The organism is Rhodococcus sp. LB1, from assembly GCF_001583455.1.
Classification (GTDB): domain Bacteria; phylum Actinomycetota; class Actinomycetes; order Mycobacteriales; family Mycobacteriaceae; genus Rhodococcus_F; species Rhodococcus_F opacus.
Map to the genome: position 1 here is coordinate 83,006 of NZ_LTCZ01000004.1, position 18,165 is coordinate 101,170.

Below are 18,165 nucleotides of genomic sequence, written 5' to 3' on the forward strand. Positions count from 1 at the left end.
TATTTGTCTACTGTGGGTGGCGCTGGAACTCACCCCGCGTGACGGACGGAGTGGAAATGGATGCAGTGGACTCGGGTTTGTTGATCCTGCGAGTCTGTCTCGGGCTGACGATGGTCGCACACGGATACGGGAAACTCTTTCGCGGAGGGCGAATTCCGGGAACCGCAGGGTGGTTCGAGAGCATCGGAATGCGTCCCGGCTCGGTCAATGCGTGGCTCGCCGCAGTCACGGAGGTTGCCGCAGGAATCGCGCTCGCTCTGGGCCTGTTCACTCCCGCCGCCGCCGCCGCGTTCGTTTCGCTGATGTTCGTTGCCGCGTGGACGGTGCATCGAGGGAAGGGCTTCTTCATCGTCTCGGACGGGTGGGAGTACAACCTCGTCCTGGCGGTGGGTGCGGTGGTCGTCGCGATCACCGGACCCGGCGCTGCGAGTCTCGATCATCTGATGTTCGGGCACGATCTCGTCACCGGCTGGGCGGGTGGTCTGGTCGCGGCCGTCGGCGGATTGGCTGCCGCGGGGGCGCTCCTCGCTGTTGCGTACCGCCCTGCGCCCGAGAACGTTCCGGCGGACGTTGCGTGAGCACGCATGTGGCGGAAATCGGCGCTCCCGAGGGTGGGGGGTCGCAGTCGGGTTCAGCGGTGGCTGCCGTCCCACCCGCATCGGGTCTGGTCAATCTGCGCGACATCGGTGGATTGACCTTCGTCGGCGGTGGGGCGACCGCGACCGGTGTCCTATATCGAGGAGACGCCCCGTATCCGGGTGACTCCGCGGTGCCAGACCTCGAATCGTGGCCGCCTGCGAGCGTTGTCGACCTGCGGGGTGTGCGGGAACGCGCCCGCTTTGCCTACCAGTGGGCTCCGGATTCCGTCGTGCACCACGTGCCGATGCTTGACGCTGCAGCGCCCGAAGCAGCGCCCACCGACCTGGCAGCGGTCTTCGTACGCATGCTGAACTGCGGCGAGATCTGGGCGGGTCACCTACTTCGGGCCGTTTCCCGCTCGCGCGGCGCGACGCTCGTGCACTGCACGGCAGGAAAGGACCGAACCGGTGTTGCTGTCGCGGTTCTGCTGCTCGCCGCGGGGGTCGAACCGACGGCAGTCGTCGCGGATTTCGTTCGTAGCGAGGACGCATTGGACAGTCTGCATCGGAGGTGGATCGATGCCGGTGTGAGGAAGCGCGATTCGCCCCCACTTCCGGAGAAGTACATGCACGCGCCGGCTGAGGCGATCGGGCCGGTCATCGAGCAACTGAGTGCAACTCCCGGCGGGCCGGCCCAATGGATGCTCGACAACGGAGCGGACCCGGCCGACCTCGACAACTGGCGTGCGCGGCTGCGAGGAGGCGGGGAGAAGTGACTCGCCCACCGACTCGATCGGGCAGGTCCGCTGTGGCGTGCGAACTCGTCGAGCGGTGGTATCGCGAAGGCTACTACAGCCACCGCACCTGGGTGGATGTCCTGTTCGAGGACTCCGTCGGCTCTGACGCGCCGATCGTGTACGCGGCGGCGGACGGGACCCGAACGGTGACATCGATCGGTGAGATCCGCCAGTCCGCGAAACGGGTGGCGGCGGCGCTGCTCGCGCTCGGTGTGGGCCGCGGGGACACCGTGGCGGTGCAGCTACCCAATCGTGTCGAGGCGTCGGTGGCCTATGCGGCCGTGCTGCTGGCAGGCGCGATTCTCGTCCCGATCGTGCACATATACGGGCCGAACGAGGTTCGGTTCATCCTCGAGCAGTCGGAAGCCAAGGTTCTGATCCAGCCGGATCGCTGGCGGAAGACCGACTACCGCGATCGGATCGACAACTATGTGGAGCTGTCGTCGCTCCGGCACGTGGTGATCGTAGGCGACGGCGCTCCCGCAGGCACGCTCTCCTGGGACGGCCTGTCGACGTCGGAGGAGTACGTCCGGCCGGCTGTGCATGCGGACGACATTGCTCTGCTCATCTACACCTCGGGCACCACCGCTGCTCCGAAGGGTGTCCAGCACAGCCACAATTCGTTGCTCGCCGAGGTGCGGTCCGCCCCCGGTGCATCCGGCGGACGCGCTGATTCCGTGCAGCTCGTCTCGTTCCCGCCCGGACACATCGCGGGCGTCAGTAGTGTGTTGCGCCCCCTGGTGCACGGCCGCAGTGCCGTGTACATGGAGAGTTGGGATCCCGCCCTCGCCGCAGAGCTGATCTCGCAGTATCGGGTCACCGCAACCTCGGGCACGCCTTTCCATCTCACCGGCCTCATGGACGTGGACCACGTCGCGGACAAGCTCGCCACCCTGTCGGACTTCCTGATCGGGGCGGCGACGGTTCCCGAAGGTCTGGTCCGGCGCGCGGCGCAGGCGGGAATATCGACGTTCCGCTGCTACGGCTCGACCGAACATCCCACCGCCACGTCCGGTCGGGCGGGGGAAACGGAGGCCGAGCGGCTGGGGACCGACGGTGCTCCGATGGCGGGTGTTCGGGTCCGAATTCTCGACGACCGCGGTGCCGACGTCCCGGTCGGGGTCGACGGTGAGGTAATCGTTCAGGGGCCTGATCAGTTCGCCGGATACCGGGACGCCGCGCTGGACGTGAATACGTTCACCGACGACGGCTGGATGCGCACCGGCGATCTCGGACATCTGGACGCGGCCGGCCGACTCACGATCACCGACCGGATCAAGGACGTGGTGATCAGGGCGGGTGAGACGATCTCCTCCGGCCAGGTCGAGGATGTACTTGCCGCCCATCCCGCAGTCGTCGAAGGGGCTGTCGTCGCGGCCCCGGACGCGCGCTACGGGGAGGTGGTCGCGGCCGTCGTCGTAGTCGAACCGGGTGCCCGGCTCGGCCTCGACGAGCTTCGAGTGCACTTCGAGAAATCGGGACTGGCCCGGCAGAAGGCACCGGAGCGACTGGTCGTCGTCGACGAACTGCCTCGTACCGCCCTCGGGAAGGTGCGCAAGGCGGACCTGCGCGCTGCGCACTTTCGAGCCGGGTAGTTCGCGATATCGCCGGGTTTCGTTGAGCTGTGGCAGGTTCCGAGCGATCCGTTCAGTGGAACGAAGTGTTGACGCCGCGACAGGTACTCAGAATCATGTTCCCAGAATCACAATCTCACTTTTGCTCGTCTTCAAGCGAAGGATCCACATGACGAAGGAAACCGAGCACTCGGACCTCATTGCCGACATCGGCCTTCGAGCTGCCGTGGCCGGACGTCAATGGCGGCCGGGTCTCCAGGTCGACAACGTGCGCCCCCTCACCGGCGGGACCTCGAGCCTGACCTTCATCGCCGACGTCTCCGATGGCGGCAACGCGGAGTCGGTCGTCCTCAAGGTCGCCCCTCCGGGGCTCGAACCGGTCCGCAACAGGGACGTGATCCGCCAGGGTCGCGTCATGAGGGCGCTGCAGAGCATTCCGGGTGTCGCCGCACCGGCGGTCCACTTCGAGGATGCCGCCCGCCCCCCGTTCGTGGCGATGGAGATGGTCCCCGGGGAATGTGTGGAGCCGCTCCTGGTCGCGGACCGTCCGCGCGACGAGGCGACCCGCGCACAGACCCGCGCGCGTTACCTCGACGCCGCGCGGATGCTGGGGCACCTCCATTCGGTGAGCCCTGCCGACATCGGACTCGGGGACGAGCCCGTCCTCTCGCTGGGTGACGAAATCGACCGGTGGACACGCGCTTTCGAGACCATCCCGGACGATCTCCGGGGGGACTACCCCACCTGTGCGAAGGCGCTGCACGCCACGATGCCCGCGTCGGCGGCTCCGGTGGTCAACCATGGCGACTACCGCCTGGGCAACACCCTGTGCGACGGGAACCGCGTCACGGCGATCATCGACTGGGAGATCTGGTCCGTCGGTGACCCGCGCATCGACCTGACGTGGCTCACCTACTTCACCGACGAGGTTCGGCACCCGGCTGCCGCCTTCGACGAGCCCTGTGGCACACCCACGGTCGCGGAGGTCACCGCGACCTACGAGGAGACGCTGGGTCGCACCGTCGAGGACATCGAGTGGTTCCACGCGCTGACCCGGTACAAGGAAGCGGCTGCCACCGCACTGCTGATCAAGCGTGCGCGCAGGCGGGGAACCTTGAGCCCCGCATTCCAGCGGATGGAACCGGCGCTGCCCGGCTTGCTGACCGAAGCGCTCGAGTTCATCGGATACTGACCCGGTCGCTGCTGCCCTGACTGCTGGAACGAGTTGATCCGATGACCGAGGCCCTGCCCGGACAGAACGATGCTCCACCGGTGATCCCGGGCGGTCGTCAGCTGCGCCGCGTGCCGACGCCACGCAGGCAGGCCTCGTACGACGACGAGGTCAAAGTTCTGATCCGAGCGGCACAGTCGGTGATGCTGCGAAACGGGTGTACCGAACAACCCAAGATCGCGGAGATCGTCGGTGCAGCAGGAATGTCCAACCAGGCGTTCTACCGGCACTTCCGCGGTCGCGACGACGTCATCGTCGCGACCTACGAGCAGGGGTTGCTGAAGATCCACGCCTACCTCGAGTATCGGGTGCTCAAGCAGTCCGGGCTCGAGGCGCGGCTGGCCGCGTGGATCGACGGGGTCCTCGCGCAGATCGAGGATCTCCAGCTGTCCGAGCTCAGCCGGGTGATCATCTGGAACATGGGGCAGATCGCGAGAACGAAGAGTGAGATCGAACCGGTCGGCCACACCCGGATCCGGGAACTGCTCGGCCGGGTTCTCGACGAGAGCGGGGTCGCCGACGCCGAGCGCACGGCCATGTTCGTCCACACGCTGGTGATGGGGCTGACGACAACCTATCTCGAATCGGGGGAGCAGCCGACCGAGGAGGTCCGGGCGCACCTGCTGCGCTTCTGCTTCGGTGCGATCACCGCACACTGAGCTTCGTAGGACACCGCGTCGCATCGCGATGCGCGAAACCGTAAAGGAAACATACGATGTGGGAATTCCAGACTGACGCCGAGTTTCAGGAGAAGCTCGACTGGGCGGACAAGTTCGTTCGAGAAGAGTGTGAACCCCTCGACCTCTTGTTCCCTCATCTCGGCCAGCCTTACAACACCGAGAACAAGGCTGCTCGAGCGATTCTCGCGCCGCTCCGCGAGCGGGTGAAGGAGCAGGGCCTGTGGGCCTGCCACCTGGGTCCGGAGCTCGGCGGGCAGGGATACGGGCAGATCAAGCTCGCCCTGCTGAACGAGGTACTGGGCCGATCCATGTGGGCGCCCACGGTCTTCGGCACAGCCGCACCGGACACGGGCAATGCCGAGATCCTCGCCATGTTCGGCACCGCGGAGCAGAAGGCGAAGTACCTGCAGCCGCTCCTCGACGGTGACATCGTGTCGTCCTTCTCGATGACAGAGCCCCAGGCGGGTTCGGACCCGAAGGAATTCGTCTGCGCGGCACGCAAGGACGGCGACGAGTGGGTCATCAGCGGCGAGAAGTGGTTCTCGTCGAACGCGCGGTACGCCTCCTTCCTCATCGTGATGGCGGTGACGGACCTCGAGGCATCCCCGTATCGCCGCATGTCGATGTTCGTTGTGCCTGCCGAGACACCGGGCATCGAGATCGTTCGCAACGTCTCCGTGATGGGCGATCGCGAGGAGCTCGACGAGGGTACCCACGCGTACATCCGGTACAACGACGTCCGTGTCCCGGCGGATGCGATCCTCGGTGGTCCCGGGCAGGGCTTCGAGGTGGCGCAGGCCAGGCTCGGCGGTGGCCGGGTCCATCACGCGATGCGGACCGTCGGCAAATGCCAGCGCGCGCTGGACATGATGGGCGAGCGTGCCCTCTCCCGCCGCACACAGGGTGAGGTCCTCGCCAAGAAGCAGCTGGTGCAGCAGTTCATCGCCGACTCGGCAATCGAGCTCGAACAGTACCGCCTGCTGGTCCTCAAAACCGCGTGGATCATCGACACCCAGCCGCACGGGGCAGCGCGCACCTACATCGCCATGTGCAAGGTCGCGATGGCGAAGGTGTACCACGACATCATTCACCGCGCGATCCAGCTGCACGGCTCGCTCGGCAGCACCATCGAGACGCCGCTGCACATCTGGTGGACCGGCGTCATCTCGATGGGCCTCGCGGACGGCCCGACCGAGGTGCACAAGGTCGCCGTCGCCCGCGGTGTGCTCGCGAACTACGAGCCCACCGAGAACCTGTTCCCGACCGAGCACATCCCGACGCGACTGGCCGCGGCGAAGGTCAAGCACGCTGCAGTCCTCGAGGAGCACGGAATCGCGTGACCGATCACTTCTCACTTGCCGGCAAGGTGGCTCTCGTCACCGGTGGCAGTCGGGGGCTGGGCCGCGAAATGGTGCTGGCATTCGCCGAGGCTGGTGCCGACGTCGTCGTCACCAGCCGGAAGGCGGAAGCCTGCGCGGAGGTCGCTCGCCAGGTCGAGGCGCTCGGCCGCAAGGCCCTTCCGGTCGGCTGCCACGTCGGCAGGTGGGACGAGATCGACGCGTTGGTGGAACGGGCGTACGAGGTGTTCGGCCGGGTCGACGTCCTGGTCAACAACGCGGGCATGTCACCGGTCGCTCCGTCGTCGGCCGAGACGAGTGAAGAACTGTTCGACAAGGTGATCGGCGTCAACTTCAAGGGTCCGTTCCGCCTGACGTCGCTGGTCGGCGAGCGTATGGCCGCCGGTGACGGCGGCTCGATCATCAACATCTCGTCCTCGGGTGCGATATTCCCCCAGCCACGCTTCGGCCCCTACTCGGGGGCGAAGGCCGCACTCAACGCGGTGACGGGGGCGTTCGCTCGCGAGTTCGGGCCCAGGGTTCGCGTCAACACCATCTCCGCGGGTCCGTTCCTGACCGACATCTCCAAGGCGTGGGCGCCGGAGAAGCGCGAGAGCACGCAGAGCGCGATCGGTCGGCCGGGACGGCCCGACGAGATCGTCACGACCGCGCTGTACCTGGCGAGCCCGGCTTCGAGCTACACGACGGCGTCGCTGATCCGCGTCGACGGTGGTCTGTACTGACCACAGGCACCGGTACGCGGTGGGACGAGCTGACTCCCGACTTCTCCTCACGGCATGCCCCATTCACCAGCAGGAAGGTTCCAACATGCGTGCAGCGCGGTGTGAAGTACACGGAAAGCCGGACACGATCGTGATCCGTGAGGTGCCCGACCCGGTCGCGGGCCCCGGTGAGGTGGTAGTGGGCGTCGAGGCGGCTTCGGTGAACTACCCGGATGTCCTCATTGCGGCCGATCGCTATCAGGTGACGGTGCCGACACCGTTCACCGCCGGTAGTGAATTCGCCGGGCGGGTGCTGTCGGTGGGCCCGGAGGTCGACGACCTGGCGCCCGGAGCCGCGGTGATGGGCACCGCATTCGCAGGTGCCTTCGCGGAGCGGATCACGGTCGCGCGGACCGCGCTGTCCCCGGTCCCTGCGGGCCTGGACATGGTCCATGCGGCGGCGTTCAACGTCACCTACCGAACCGCCTACCACGCGGTGACGACCTTCGGCGGGCTCGAGCCCGGAGCTTGGGTGGTGATCCTCGGTGCGGCAGGCGGTGTCGGGAGCGCGGCCATCGACATCGCGACTCGTCTGGGCGGCAAAGTGATTGCCGCGGTGTCGACTCCGGAGCGCGCCGAGGCGTGTCGTTCGTTGGGGGCGGTGGAAACGATCGCCTACGACGGGGAGGACCTGAAACAGCGCATCAAGGAGATCACCGGAACCGGTGCCGACGTGGTGATCGACCCGGTGGGCGGTTCCTACTCGGAGCAGGCGCTCCGGGCGATCGCGTGGGGAGGACGGTTCGTCTGCGTCGGGTTCGCGCAGGGCGACATTCCGCGGATTCCGTTGAACCTGGTGCTTCTCAAGGGCGCGATCGTGCGTGGCTTCGAGATCCGGACTCTGGCATCTCACCTTCCGGACGCGGTGGACAAGGGGCGCAGGGAGATTGAGCGACTGGTCGCGCAGGGAATGACGCCGTTCGTCTCCGAGGTCTACTCACTCGACGAGGCACCGCTCGCACTGACCCGTGTGGCCGAGCGACGAACCACCGGAAAGATTGTCATCGACATGAGCGCGACCACCTAGATAACCAAGTTAGATTGACAATCTAAGTGATGTACCTCACTATTGGGTGGACTGCGGGGATCGGCCTCGGTTGGCGTTCCCCATGTGCATTCGAATTCGTGTGTTGTATCCACACTTCACGCATGGCCGGACGAAGGGTCTTTCATGTTGAGGTTCATGGCATCACGACTACTGACGGTCCTTCCGATGCTTCTGATCCTGACGATCATCGTATTTTTGCTCGTCGAAATCGCACCGGGAGACCCGGCCGCGATCATCGCCGGTGCGGAGGCCTCACCGGAGGCCGTCGAGGCAGTCCGGGTACGTCTCGGGCTCGACCAACCGGTGTGGCAGCAGTATCTGACGTACGTGTGGAACGCGCTGCACGGCGACCTCGGAGTGTCGTTCTCCACCAACGAGCCCGTCACGGACATCATCGCCCGCCGGCTTCCGAGGACACTCTCCATCGGCCTGTTCGCGATGCTCATGGTGGTGATCCTGAGCATCCCGCTCGGAATCCTCGCCGCCGTCAAACGCGACAGCGCGTTCGACCGGATCCTCACCGGCACGTCGGTGTTCATTCTCGCCGTTCCTCCCTTCGTCCTTGCTGCGATCCTGGTGAAGTGGTTTGCTCTGGACGGTCTGCAGCTATTCCCTCCCACCGGATATGCGCCGCTGAGTGACGGTCTGAGCGAGTGGCTGATGTATGCAACGCTCCCTGCCGTCGCCATTGCGAGCATCAGCCTCGCCGAACTCGTCCGACAGGCCCGCGGCGCAATGATCGACGCGCTCGAGCAGGACTACATTCGGACCGCCCGTGCGAAGGGCCTGAGCAAGATGATGCTCGTGGGCAAGCACGCCGCGAAGAACGCCGCGGTTCCCTACATCACCGTGCTCGGCCTGAACGTCGGACGCGTCGTCGGTGCTGCCGTGATCGTCGAGGCGATCTTCAATATCCAGGGTTTCGGTCAGCTCGGTGTCACCGCCGTCATCAACCGTGACATCCCCACGATGCAGGGTGTCGTCCTGGTGAGCGGTGTGATCGTTCTGCTCGTGACCTTGCTGGTCGACATCTCGTACGGCTACCTGAACCCGAGGATTCGAAGCAGATGATCAAAGTGACGAAGGCGAAGCGCACCAAGAAGATATTCGGGTACACGCCCGGCCGGACGTTCAGGCGTCTCCTGCAGGATCGAGTCGGGATGACCTGCCTCGTCGGCCTGATGTTCCTGGTGTTCATCGGCATTCTTGCCCAGTTCTGGACGCCGAAGGATCCGACGGCGCAGGACCTGCTGCGCAGGCTCGAGAGTCCGAGCGGCGAGTACTGGCTCGGCACCGACGCGGTCGGCCGCGACATTCTCAGCCGGCTCATGGTTGCCACCGGAGTCGACCTGGCCGCCGCCACTCTGGCGGTCAGTATCGGTCTCGTCGTCGGTGCCGGCTTCGGGCTGCTCGCCGGCTACCTGGGTGGCGCCCTCGACTCCGTGACCAGTCGCGTCTTCGACGTGCTGATGTCGCTGCCGCCGTTGCTGTTTGCGGTGGCCATCGTCGGTGCACTCGGACCGAGCCTGACCAACGCGATGATCGCGGTCGGTGTGCTGCTCGCACCCCGGTTCTACCGGCTGGTGCGGGTCAGTACGAGGGAAGTCATCAGTGAGGACTTCGTGGAAGCCGCTCGCTCCGGTGGTGCCGGTCCTGCCCGCATCATGACGCGCCACGTGGCACCGAACATATTCTCGCCCATGCTTGTTCAGATCTCTTTCGGAGTTTCCGTTGCGATCGTCGCGGAATCCGGTCTCAGCTTCCTCGGTCTCGGTGTTCAACCGCCGACCGCGAGTTGGGGCTCGATGGTCAAGGAGGGATTCGACAACCTCGCGATCAACAGTTGGACCATCGTTCCGTCCAGCGTGATGATCGTCGTCTCGATCCTGCTGCTGTCGCTGTTCGGTGACAGCTTGCGCGACGCGGTTGGCAGCCAGGGCGGGAGCAAGGCATGACGGTCACTACGGACGACGCGGTGATGCAGGATACGGTCCTCCGGGTCGACGGGTTGTGCGTCGACTTCGAGACGCCCGATCACGGCTGGACGCGGATCGTCGACGACGTCACCTTCAGTGTGCGCAGAGGCGAAACTGTGGGACTGGTCGGAGAATCAGGATCTGGCAAGACCGTCACGTCGCTTGCGATCATGCGCCTGCTGGCCCGCAACGCACGCACATCCGGCTCCACCGTTGTCAACGACCGCGACCTGAACACACTGTCGGGAGAACAGATCGACGAGGTTCGCGGCGCCGAGGTCGCGATGATCTTCCAGGAGCCCCGCCGCAGTCTCAACCCTGTGTTCCGGGTCGGTGACCAGGTCGCCGAAGCGGTGCGGCGGCACCGCAAGTGCTCGAGAAAGGACGCATGGGCGCGTGCCGTCGAACTGTTCGACCGCGTCGGGATCCCTGAACCGGCGAAGCGAGTTCACGCCTACCCGCACGAGTTCAGCGGAGGCATGTGCCAGCGTGTCATGCTGGCGATGGCACTGTCGTGCGACCCGGACGTACTGATTGCCGATGAGCCGACCACCGCGCTGGACGTCACCGTGCAGCGGCAGGTGCTCGGCCTGATTCACGAACTTCAACGGGAACTCGGTCTCGGTGTCCTGCTCATCACCCATGACCTCAGTGTTGTCGCGGAAGTGTGCGACCGGGCGGCAGTGATGTACGCGGGTCGAATCGTCGAGGATGCGCCCATCCTCGAACTGTTCGACAATCCACGGCACCCGTACACCGCCGGGCTCCTGCACGCCATGCCCGACCCGGTACGGCATGCCGAGAAGATGGGCGTCATACCCGGACGAGTTCCACCCCCGCACGAGTTCGTGGATTCCTGCCGGTTCGCTCCTCGCTGCCCATTTGTGAAGGACGCGTGCACCGATGGACACATCCCGCTCTCGGCTACGGGACCCGATCATCTCGCGCGTTGCGTCCGCACCGGCGAGATCTCGCTGGAGGACGCATTCTATGACTGACACCACCATGGCCGGTGCGCGCAACGGTGTCCGATCCGGCACCCACAACACAGCACACGACACAGCACTGGCCGTCGAGGGACTGACGAAGTCGTACCCGGCGAAACGCAATCTGCTCGGAAGGATTGCCGAATCCGTCGACGCGGTGCGGGGAGTGAGTTTCGAAGTGCGACGCGGTGAGACGCTCGCACTCGTCGGCGAGTCCGGTGCAGGCAAGTCGACCGTCGGTCGTTTGGCGCTGCGACTGATCGATCCCACGTCGGGGTCGATCGAGGTGCTCGGTGACGACATCACTGCGATGGGTGCGTCCGAACTCCGCAAGATCAGAGCCCGGGCGACGATGATCTTCCAGGATCCGTTCAAGTCGCTCAATCCCCGTGCTCAGATCCGGTATTCGATTGCCGAACCCATGCTCGCCCAGGGTGGCTACAGTGCAGCCGATCGTGCCAAGCGTGTCGCGTCCCTGCTGGACCGGGTTGGTCTGACCTCGCACCACCTCGACCGCTATCCCTACGAGATGTCCGGCGGCCAACTGCAACGCGTTGCCATTGCCCGCGCTCTCGTGACCGATCCCGAGATCGTGGTGTGCGACGAACCCGTCGCCGCGTTGGATATGTCGATCCGATCGCATGTCGTCAACCTGCTGCGCGAACTGCAACGGGAGCGAAATCTCGCATACCTGTTCATCTCTCACGACATGTCGCTCGTGCGCGTCATCGCCGATCGCATCGCAGTGATGAAGCGCGGTGAACTCGTCGAGTGCGAGGATGCTGCTGCACTGTTTGCGAACCCCACACAGGAGTACACCCGCACGCTGCTGTCGGCGATTCCGGCGTCGCACCCGAGCAGGCGGACATTTCGCCCTGCTCCGTCGTGAGGTCGTATGGCGCTGCGACCCCAAGTGTTCCCGGAAGAAAGGCTGACTATGTTTCTACGTCGCACGATCCGTGTGGCTGCCGCACTCCTCGCAGTGGGGTTGCTCGCGTCCTGCGGTTCCACCGACTCCGCTTCCGGTGGTTCGGGTAGCCCGGACACGGAGGCAACTCTGAGGACCGGATGGACCACCGGGACTCAAACCCTCGATCCACACATGGCGATCAGTGAGATCGCAACTTTCAGATTCGGCCTCAACATGATCTACGACAGGCTGTTCACCGTGAAGGCGGACGGCACAGCTGAAGGCATGCTGGTCGAGAACTACTCGTACTCCGAGGACGGCTTGGCGCTCGTTCTCGACCTGAGGGAGGATGCGACCTTCCGCGACGGCTCGTCCGTTGACGGGGACGTCGTGAAGGTCAACCTGGACCGGGCGCGCACGCTCGACAGTCCCTCGGTGAAGTCGCGGATGAAACCGGTTGTCGACGTCGCAGTTACCGGCCCTTATCAGGTCACGCTCACCCTGGCGAACCCTACCGATGTCGTGCCGTACATTCTGGCCGAGATGGCCGGCTTCATCATGCATCCCGATCTGATCGCCCACGGCAACCCGGCCGTCGAGACCAACGGCTCGGGCGCATACTCGGTTGAAAGCTTTGCTCCCGGGGAGAAGCTCGTCATCGTTCGCGATCGCACGGACTACTGGGACAGAGGCGCTGCGAAGATCGCGCGCATCGAGTACGAGGCCATTCCCGACACCCAGGCGTTCACCAATGCCATGGCCGGCGGCCAGATCGATCTGGGCCTGTTCGTGCCCGGTACCGTGGCAGCTCTCGAAGGCCGCAAAGGGTTGGTCACCGTGAACATCCCGAGCGGCACCGGTGTGGAACTCTTCCTGAACCGGAACACGGCGCCACTCGATGACGTGAGGGTGCGGAAGGCGATCAACTACGCATACAACCGTGAGGAAATCGTCGCGGCGCTCTTCCCCGGGTCCGACGCCCGCTATCAGTACTCGCGCGCCGGCCTGCCGGGCTACGACGCGTCGCTCGAAGGCATCTACAGTTACGACCCCGAGCGGGCAAAGAAACTGCTCGCCGAGGCCGGTCACCCCGACGGGATCGACCTGGGCCGGGTCATCATCGTCAACACGATCACTCCGGGTGTGGCCGACGTTCTGCAGGAGCAGTTCGCGCAGGCAGGCATCAAGATGACGCCGATCGTGAAAGACGGACTCGAGGGCCCGCAGTCCTTCAGTCGCGGTGAGGAATCGGCCATGGTGCAGGTCTCTACGATGGGGACCGGCTTCACCGCTGGTTCCAACTACCGTTGGGGGCCACGCACCAACCCGGCGGGTGTGACTCCCGAGTACGAGAAGATGCTCACCGATGCCACCGATCCGCGTCGTAGTGGGCAAGAACGCGAGGCCTCCTCGGTGGAGCTCAACAGGTACCTCGTCGAGGAAGCATGGGGCGCACCGCTGACGTGGTCGACCGCTCCCTGGGTGATGAGCGACAAGGTTGGCAACTTCAGTGCCGAGATGGATTACGCCAGGACAATCGGGCCGTACGACCCGCGGTACCTGACGGTCTCCGGGTAACACAGTCGGACCCCCGGTCGTGGATTCACGGCCGGGGGTCCTTTCACTGGCAGCTCAGTGGCGGTTCGCAGCGAACGGGCTACGAGTCAGCGATCGGCCCAGCCTTCGTCGTGCCAGTACGTTTCGAGCTTGTCGAGCGGTTCGGACCACGACTCGAGGTAGGTCACGCCCTCGGGGCCTGCGGTCATGACATGAGGAGTACCTGCCGTGATGGTCCAGAACTCGCCCGGACCGACGGTTCGACTGGCTGCGTCGCCGGCCTCGTCCCACGTGATGGTGAACTGGCCGCCGAACACGATGATCAGCCCGTCGAGGTTGCTGTGACGACGAGGCGTCGAGAAGTTGCCCTCGCATCGAAGCCCGTTCAAGTGGAAGGACGTGTCCACCTTGGTCGAGATCCACATGTTGCCCTTGAAGGTCTTCCCCGCGTCGACAGGGGCATCGGCGAGGAGACCGCCGTCGTTCCAGAAGTTCCTGGGGGAGATCTGATCGACCGAACCGTCGACCCAACCTTCGTCGGACAGCAGACCGAAGTGCTCAATTGCCATGTCCGAAGTGTGTCGAACGCAGTTGGACGTGTCATCCGTGGGTTCCGTTGGATGGAATGAACGGCAACTCGAGGAGTGGGTGACGCCGTTCCATTTAGTGGAATATCGACGACGGTGGGATTGCGCTCTGCGCCTACTGTTTCGGTGTGACGCTCGGTGTCGACCGGGTCGCGCAGGCATCGACGGACGGAAGAACAGTGGACGATCCGGTAAGGAACCTCGGCGAGGCCGGCGACCGACGCACGACATACGAGAAGATCATGGTTACCACCAAGAGCGGTGTGTCGCCCTCCGTGCTCATGGAAGCGGGTGAGGATTTCCTCTTCGATCAGGTGTGGACGCGCCCCGGATTGTCGATCCGCGAACGTCGTCTGATCACGCTCTCGTGCATTGCGGCGGTGGGGGCTGCGAAACCGATGGCGGCGCATGTTGCCGCGGCTCTGGAAAGCGGTGATCTCACGCGCGAGGAGCTGGAGGAAGCTGCGTTGCAGTGCGCAGCATATGTCGGGTGGCCTGCGGCCTCCCTGCTGGATCAGGCGATCCGTCAGCACGCGCCATCCTCGTCGTGAATTCCCCGAATCCCCGTCCAGAGGGCATGAAAGCACGGCGCCGAAAGGAAGCGAAGGAGTCGCTGGTATGACGACCACAACAGAGATCGAAGACGTACTCACTCCGTCCGAGAGCCACGTCCGCAAGATGTACATCGGCGGCACCTGGGTCGAGGCGATGTCCGGGGAAACAATTGATTCCGTCAATCCGGCAACAGGTGAAGTTCTCGCATCGGTGCCTCGAGGCCGAGCGGAGGACGTGGACCGCGCCGTAGCTGCCGCACGCCGTGCGTTCGACGGTCCCTGGAGTCGGTTCAAACCTGTTCAGCGTCAACGTCTGTTGCTGGACCTGGCCGATCTGTTCGACAGACACTGGGACGAACTCAGCTTGACCGACACCCTCGACATGGGCAAGCCGCTGATCCGGACTCGTGCCGAGAAGGCTCGCGTCACCGGCATGCTGCGGTACTACGCCGGTATGGCAATGAATTTGGATGGCCGCACGATCAAGAACTCGCAAACGGGTGATCTGCTGAGCTACACCAGCAAGGAACCCGTCGGTGTCGTCGGCGCCATCATCCCGTGGAACGCACCGGTCGCTGCGTCGATCTGGAAGATCGGACCCGCGTTGGCCACCGGGTGCACCATCGTGCTCAAGCCTTCGGAAGAAGCGCCGTTGAGCCCGCTGCTGATTGCCGAGCTGATGGACCGCGCTGGGGTTCCCGAGGGCGTCGTCAACGTCGTCACGGGCAACGGAGTCGAAGCCGGTGCCGCCCTCGCCGAGCACCCCGGGGTCGACAAGATCGCGTTCACCGGATCGACGCAAACCGGTCAGAGTATCGTGCGGGCGTCCGCGAACAACATCAAGCGGGTGTCGCTCGAGCTCGGAGGCAAGTCACCACTGATCGTATGCGCGGACGCGGACCTCGACATCACCGTGCCAACCGTGGCCATGGCAGCATTCGCCAACTCTGGTCAGATCTGCATCGCCGGCTCACGACTGCTTGTCGATCGTTCCATTCACGACGAGTTGGTCGAGCGCCTCTCGGTCTTCGCGAGTGAGCTGCGGGTCGGACCGGGCATCGACCTCGAGACCGAGATCGGGCCGCTGGTGAGCAAGCGCCAGCTCGACAAGGTCGTCGGCTTCCTCGACGCGGGGGTGCAGCAGGGCGCCACCGTCCGAGCCGGCGGAAGCCGACTCGAGTCCGGAGCGCTCGCCGCCGGAAACTTCGTCGCTCCCACTGTTTTCGGTGACGCCGACGACTCCATGTCGATCGTGCAGGAGGAGATCTTCGGTCCTGTCATCTCCGCGCTGCCGTTCGACACCCTCGACGAGGCTGTCGAACGTGCGAACGCGACGCCGTACGGGCTGGCCGGCGGCGTCTTCACCCAGAATGTCGGCACTGCGCACCGACTTGCTGCTCGGGTTCGAGCGGGTTCGGTGTGGGTCAACACCTACCACCTCCTCGACCCGGCCGTTCCTTTCGGTGGCTCCAAGATGAGTGGATACGGCAGAGAGGGTGGCACCGAGCACATGGACGAGTACCTTGCGACGAAGACGGTGTGGGTCAACCTCGACTGACGTATCAGTAGACGACATAGATAACTAATTGCACTAAGTGTTGGGATATGTCATAGTGCGAGATGCGTAGCACTGCAGCACTGGAGAATTCAGAATCCAGGATCTGTCGAGGTCGAACGAGGCCGTCAGGGCGGAATTGCAGAGATTGGCGAGGGCCGGCGTGCAGCGCGTCCACCTGGTGACGCCGCGCAGGCAGGCCGCCGGCGCACTGCAGAACTAATCGCGGAGTGAGAGATGCACATGGTGAAGTTTCCCATCGAGTGGGGCAAGGTCAGGGAGTACGCCACCGCGACCGGTGCGGGTAGGCCGGCCTACCTGGACAACCCGGCGAGTGTGATACCGCCGACCTTTCTGGCAACCGTTGTGTACTGGAAAGCGATCGGCAATACCGTGCGCTCCGCAGAGGTCGCGGAAGCGTGTGCGACGGCGGGTGTCCCGTTCGACATAACAAGCCTGTTGTCGCTGGAGCAGGAGTATGTCTTCCACGGGCCGCCTCCGAGGGCGGGGGACACCCTGTTGACGTCCGAGCGGCTACACGACGTTCGGATCAAGCACGGCCGTAACGGACCCATGGTGATCGTTCGCTTCGTCGTTTCGTTCTGCGGCGACGACGACAAGGTTCGAGCTGAGTGCTGGTACACGTCAGCGTACGTGCAGAAGGGGAAGTCATGACGGAGTTGACTCTGGGACAGCAGCTTCCGGATCGAGTGTTCGGTCCGGTCACGATGACCGACATCGTGCGCTATCAAGGTGCCAGCGGTGACATGAACCCGATGCACCACGACGACGATCTTGCCCGATCGGCGGGGTTTCCGGCCGCGTTCAGTGTGGGGATGTTGGGTGCGGGCTGGCTGGCGGGCTATTGCACGGAGCACTTCGGGGAGGACACGGTCCGGCGATTCCGGACGCGTTTCACCAGCGTCGTGTACCGCGGTGACGAGTTGGTCGCCTCCGCCGCCGTGGCGCGACTCTTCGAACGCGACGGCGAGGAACTCGTCGAGTTGGCGATCGCATTGCGGAAGAGCGACGGTTCGGTGGTCGTCGAAGGGGCGGCCGAGTTCGTCGTGTGAAGCTCGAAACTCGGTCGGTAGAACGCTGATCGAGTTCAGTGAAGGTGAATGGAGGAACCATGGGGACTGGAGTCAGCGAGCGTCCCGATCTGCCCATCGCGTTGGTGATCGGCGGCGGCGGAATGGGTATGTCGACTGCGCGTCGCCTGGGCCAGTCGCACCGAATCGTCCTGGCGAGCCTGTCGGCGGACAAGAATCCGATTCGGGAGGCGGTGCTTCGCGAGGACGGCATCGACGTGACGGCGACGCAGTGTGACATCACCGATCCCGAATCTGTCTCAGAACTCGGAAAATTCGTAGCGCAGCAGGGACGACTGCGTACCCTCGCACACGTGGCGGCACTGTCGCCGTCCGTCGGGGATTGGCACACGCTGCTGACGGTGAACCTCATCGGCGCAACGCACATCGAACGCATGTGTCTGGAGCTGGCGACGCAGAGCACCGCTGCGATCTTCGTGTCCTCACTTGCCGCTCATCGATCCGATCCGCCGACCGACGAGATCATCTCGGTCCTGGACGATCCGCTGGCTCCGGACTTCTTCGACCGACTGGAAGCCCTGGTACCGGAGAAGCAGCCCGTTCAGGCGTACCGGCTGTCGAAGTTCGCGATCAACCGCATGTGCAGGCGCCGCGCGACCGCATGGGGCGCCAAGCGTGCACGCATCGTGTCGATGTCACCGGGTCTGATCGCCACTCCCATGGGCGCCAGGGAATTCTCCGGCCAAAGTGGCAAACTCAAGCTCGATCTGCTCCGGAACACGCCACTCGAGCGTGAGGGCACGATGGTCGAAACCGCCGACGCGATCGAGTTCCTCGCGTCCGACCGCGCATCCTTCATCACCGGCACGGATCTGCTGGTGGACGGCGGAACCCTGTCGGCGGTCCGGGCCGGCTGAACGAGCCTCGGTGGCCGTCGCTTCTGTCCAATCACGAAACAGCA

General features: G+C 64.7%; 19 protein-coding genes. 18 read left to right on the forward strand and 1 reads right to left on the reverse strand.

The genetic code is table 11. The features are described 5' to 3' along the window. Positions 1 to 56: 56 nt before the first annotated feature. The 13 genes from AZG88_RS01015 to AZG88_RS01075 all read left to right on the forward strand — a co-directional run bounded on the left by AZG88_RS01015 (position 57) and on the right by AZG88_RS01075 (position 13,477). Positions 57 to 578, forward strand: coding sequence for a DoxX family protein (locus tag AZG88_RS01015; protein WP_061045612.1), 522 nt, complete (start codon positions 57 to 59; stop codon positions 576 to 578). After that, positions 575 to 1,354, forward strand: a complete 780-nt coding sequence (locus AZG88_RS01020; RefSeq protein ID WP_061045561.1) for a tyrosine-protein phosphatase — start codon at positions 575 to 577, stop codon at positions 1,352 to 1,354. Before AZG88_RS01015 ends, AZG88_RS01020 begins: the two co-directional genes overlap by 4 nt. After that, a complete protein-coding gene (locus AZG88_RS01025) occupies positions 1,351 to 2,970 on the forward strand; it encodes an AMP-binding protein (RefSeq protein ID WP_231913749.1) in 1,620 nt (539 codons plus the stop codon). Before AZG88_RS01020 ends, AZG88_RS01025 begins: the two co-directional genes overlap by 4 nt. Before the next feature lie 148 nt (positions 2,971 to 3,118). Continuing rightward, positions 3,119 to 4,141: a phosphotransferase family protein gene (locus tag AZG88_RS01030; protein ID WP_061045559.1), complete on the forward strand. Its 1,023-nt coding sequence runs from the start codon at positions 3,119 to 3,121 to the stop codon at positions 4,139 to 4,141. 41 nt (positions 4,142 to 4,182) lie between these two features. Continuing rightward, complete coding sequence (locus tag AZG88_RS01035; protein ID WP_061045558.1) at positions 4,183 to 4,839, forward strand: TetR/AcrR family transcriptional regulator; 657 nt, start codon at positions 4,183 to 4,185, stop codon at positions 4,837 to 4,839. Positions 4,840 to 4,895: 56 nt separating this feature from the next. Then, positions 4,896 to 6,200 carry an acyl-CoA dehydrogenase family protein gene (locus AZG88_RS01040; protein ID WP_061045557.1) on the forward strand — a complete coding sequence of 435 codons (1,305 nt, stop codon included), beginning with the start codon at positions 4,896 to 4,898 and terminating at the stop codon, positions 6,198 to 6,200. After that, a complete protein-coding gene (locus AZG88_RS01045; RefSeq protein ID WP_061045556.1) occupies positions 6,197 to 6,940 on the forward strand; it encodes an SDR family NAD(P)-dependent oxidoreductase in 744 nt (247 codons plus the stop codon). The genes AZG88_RS01040 and AZG88_RS01045 overlap by 4 nt, the downstream gene beginning before the upstream one ends. 85 nt (positions 6,941 to 7,025) lie before the next feature. After that, positions 7,026 to 8,006, forward strand: coding sequence for an NADPH:quinone oxidoreductase family protein (locus AZG88_RS01050; protein ID WP_061045555.1), 981 nt, complete (start codon positions 7,026 to 7,028; stop codon positions 8,004 to 8,006). Between the two features lie 156 nt (positions 8,007 to 8,162). Next, a complete protein-coding gene (locus tag AZG88_RS01055; RefSeq protein WP_197436370.1) occupies positions 8,163 to 9,098 on the forward strand; it encodes an ABC transporter permease in 936 nt (311 codons plus the stop codon). After that, the gene (locus tag AZG88_RS01060) at positions 9,095 to 9,982 is read left to right on the forward strand and encodes an ABC transporter permease (RefSeq protein ID WP_061696796.1); all 888 of its coding nucleotides are present in this window, start codon (positions 9,095 to 9,097) and stop codon (positions 9,980 to 9,982) included. Before AZG88_RS01055 ends, AZG88_RS01060 begins: the two co-directional genes overlap by 4 nt. Beyond that, on the forward strand, positions 9,979 to 11,001 hold the full coding sequence (locus tag AZG88_RS01065; RefSeq protein ID WP_231913750.1) for an ABC transporter ATP-binding protein: 1,023 nt from the start codon (positions 9,979 to 9,981) through the stop codon (positions 10,999 to 11,001). The genes AZG88_RS01060 and AZG88_RS01065 overlap by 4 nt, the downstream gene beginning before the upstream one ends. Beyond that, entirely contained in the window at positions 10,994 to 11,878 is an 885-nt protein-coding gene (locus AZG88_RS01070; RefSeq protein WP_061045552.1) for an ATP-binding cassette domain-containing protein, read from the forward strand. The genes AZG88_RS01065 and AZG88_RS01070 overlap by 8 nt, the downstream gene beginning before the upstream one ends. A 213-nt stretch (positions 11,879 to 12,091) precedes the next feature. Further along, complete coding sequence (locus AZG88_RS01075; RefSeq protein ID WP_061045551.1) at positions 12,092 to 13,477, forward strand: ABC transporter substrate-binding protein; 1,386 nt, start codon at positions 12,092 to 12,094, stop codon at positions 13,475 to 13,477. A gap of 86 nt (positions 13,478 to 13,563) precedes the next feature. Here the strand turns inward: AZG88_RS01075 and AZG88_RS01080 are convergent, their stop codons facing one another. Beyond that, positions 13,564 to 14,025 (reverse strand): cupin domain-containing protein, encoded by a 462-nt coding sequence (locus AZG88_RS01080; RefSeq protein ID WP_061045550.1) that lies wholly within the window; start codon positions 14,023 to 14,025, stop codon positions 13,564 to 13,566. A 146-nt stretch (positions 14,026 to 14,171) separates the two neighbouring features. Between AZG88_RS01080 and AZG88_RS01085 the strand changes: the two genes are divergently transcribed. The 5 genes from AZG88_RS01085 (at position 14,172) to AZG88_RS01105 (ending at position 18,121) form a co-directional block, all read left to right on the forward strand. Beyond that, on the forward strand, positions 14,172 to 14,594 hold the full coding sequence (locus AZG88_RS01085; protein ID WP_061045549.1) for a carboxymuconolactone decarboxylase family protein: 423 nt from the start codon (positions 14,172 to 14,174) through the stop codon (positions 14,592 to 14,594). A 67-nt stretch (positions 14,595 to 14,661) separates the two neighbouring features. After that, positions 14,662 to 16,155, forward strand: coding sequence for an aldehyde dehydrogenase family protein (locus tag AZG88_RS01090; protein ID WP_061045548.1), 1,494 nt, complete (start codon positions 14,662 to 14,664; stop codon positions 16,153 to 16,155). Between the two features lie 234 nt (positions 16,156 to 16,389). Then, positions 16,390 to 16,827: an FAS1-like dehydratase domain-containing protein gene (locus tag AZG88_RS01095; RefSeq protein WP_061045547.1), complete on the forward strand. Its 438-nt coding sequence runs from the start codon at positions 16,390 to 16,392 to the stop codon at positions 16,825 to 16,827. Further along, complete coding sequence (locus tag AZG88_RS01100; protein WP_061045546.1) at positions 16,824 to 17,225, forward strand: MaoC/PaaZ C-terminal domain-containing protein; 402 nt, start codon at positions 16,824 to 16,826, stop codon at positions 17,223 to 17,225. Before AZG88_RS01095 ends, AZG88_RS01100 begins: the two co-directional genes overlap by 4 nt. Positions 17,226 to 17,284: 59 nt before the next feature. Next, on the forward strand, positions 17,285 to 18,121 hold the full coding sequence (locus AZG88_RS01105; protein ID WP_061045545.1) for an SDR family oxidoreductase: 837 nt from the start codon (positions 17,285 to 17,287) through the stop codon (positions 18,119 to 18,121). The last annotated feature ends 44 nt before the right edge of the window (positions 18,122 to 18,165 follow it).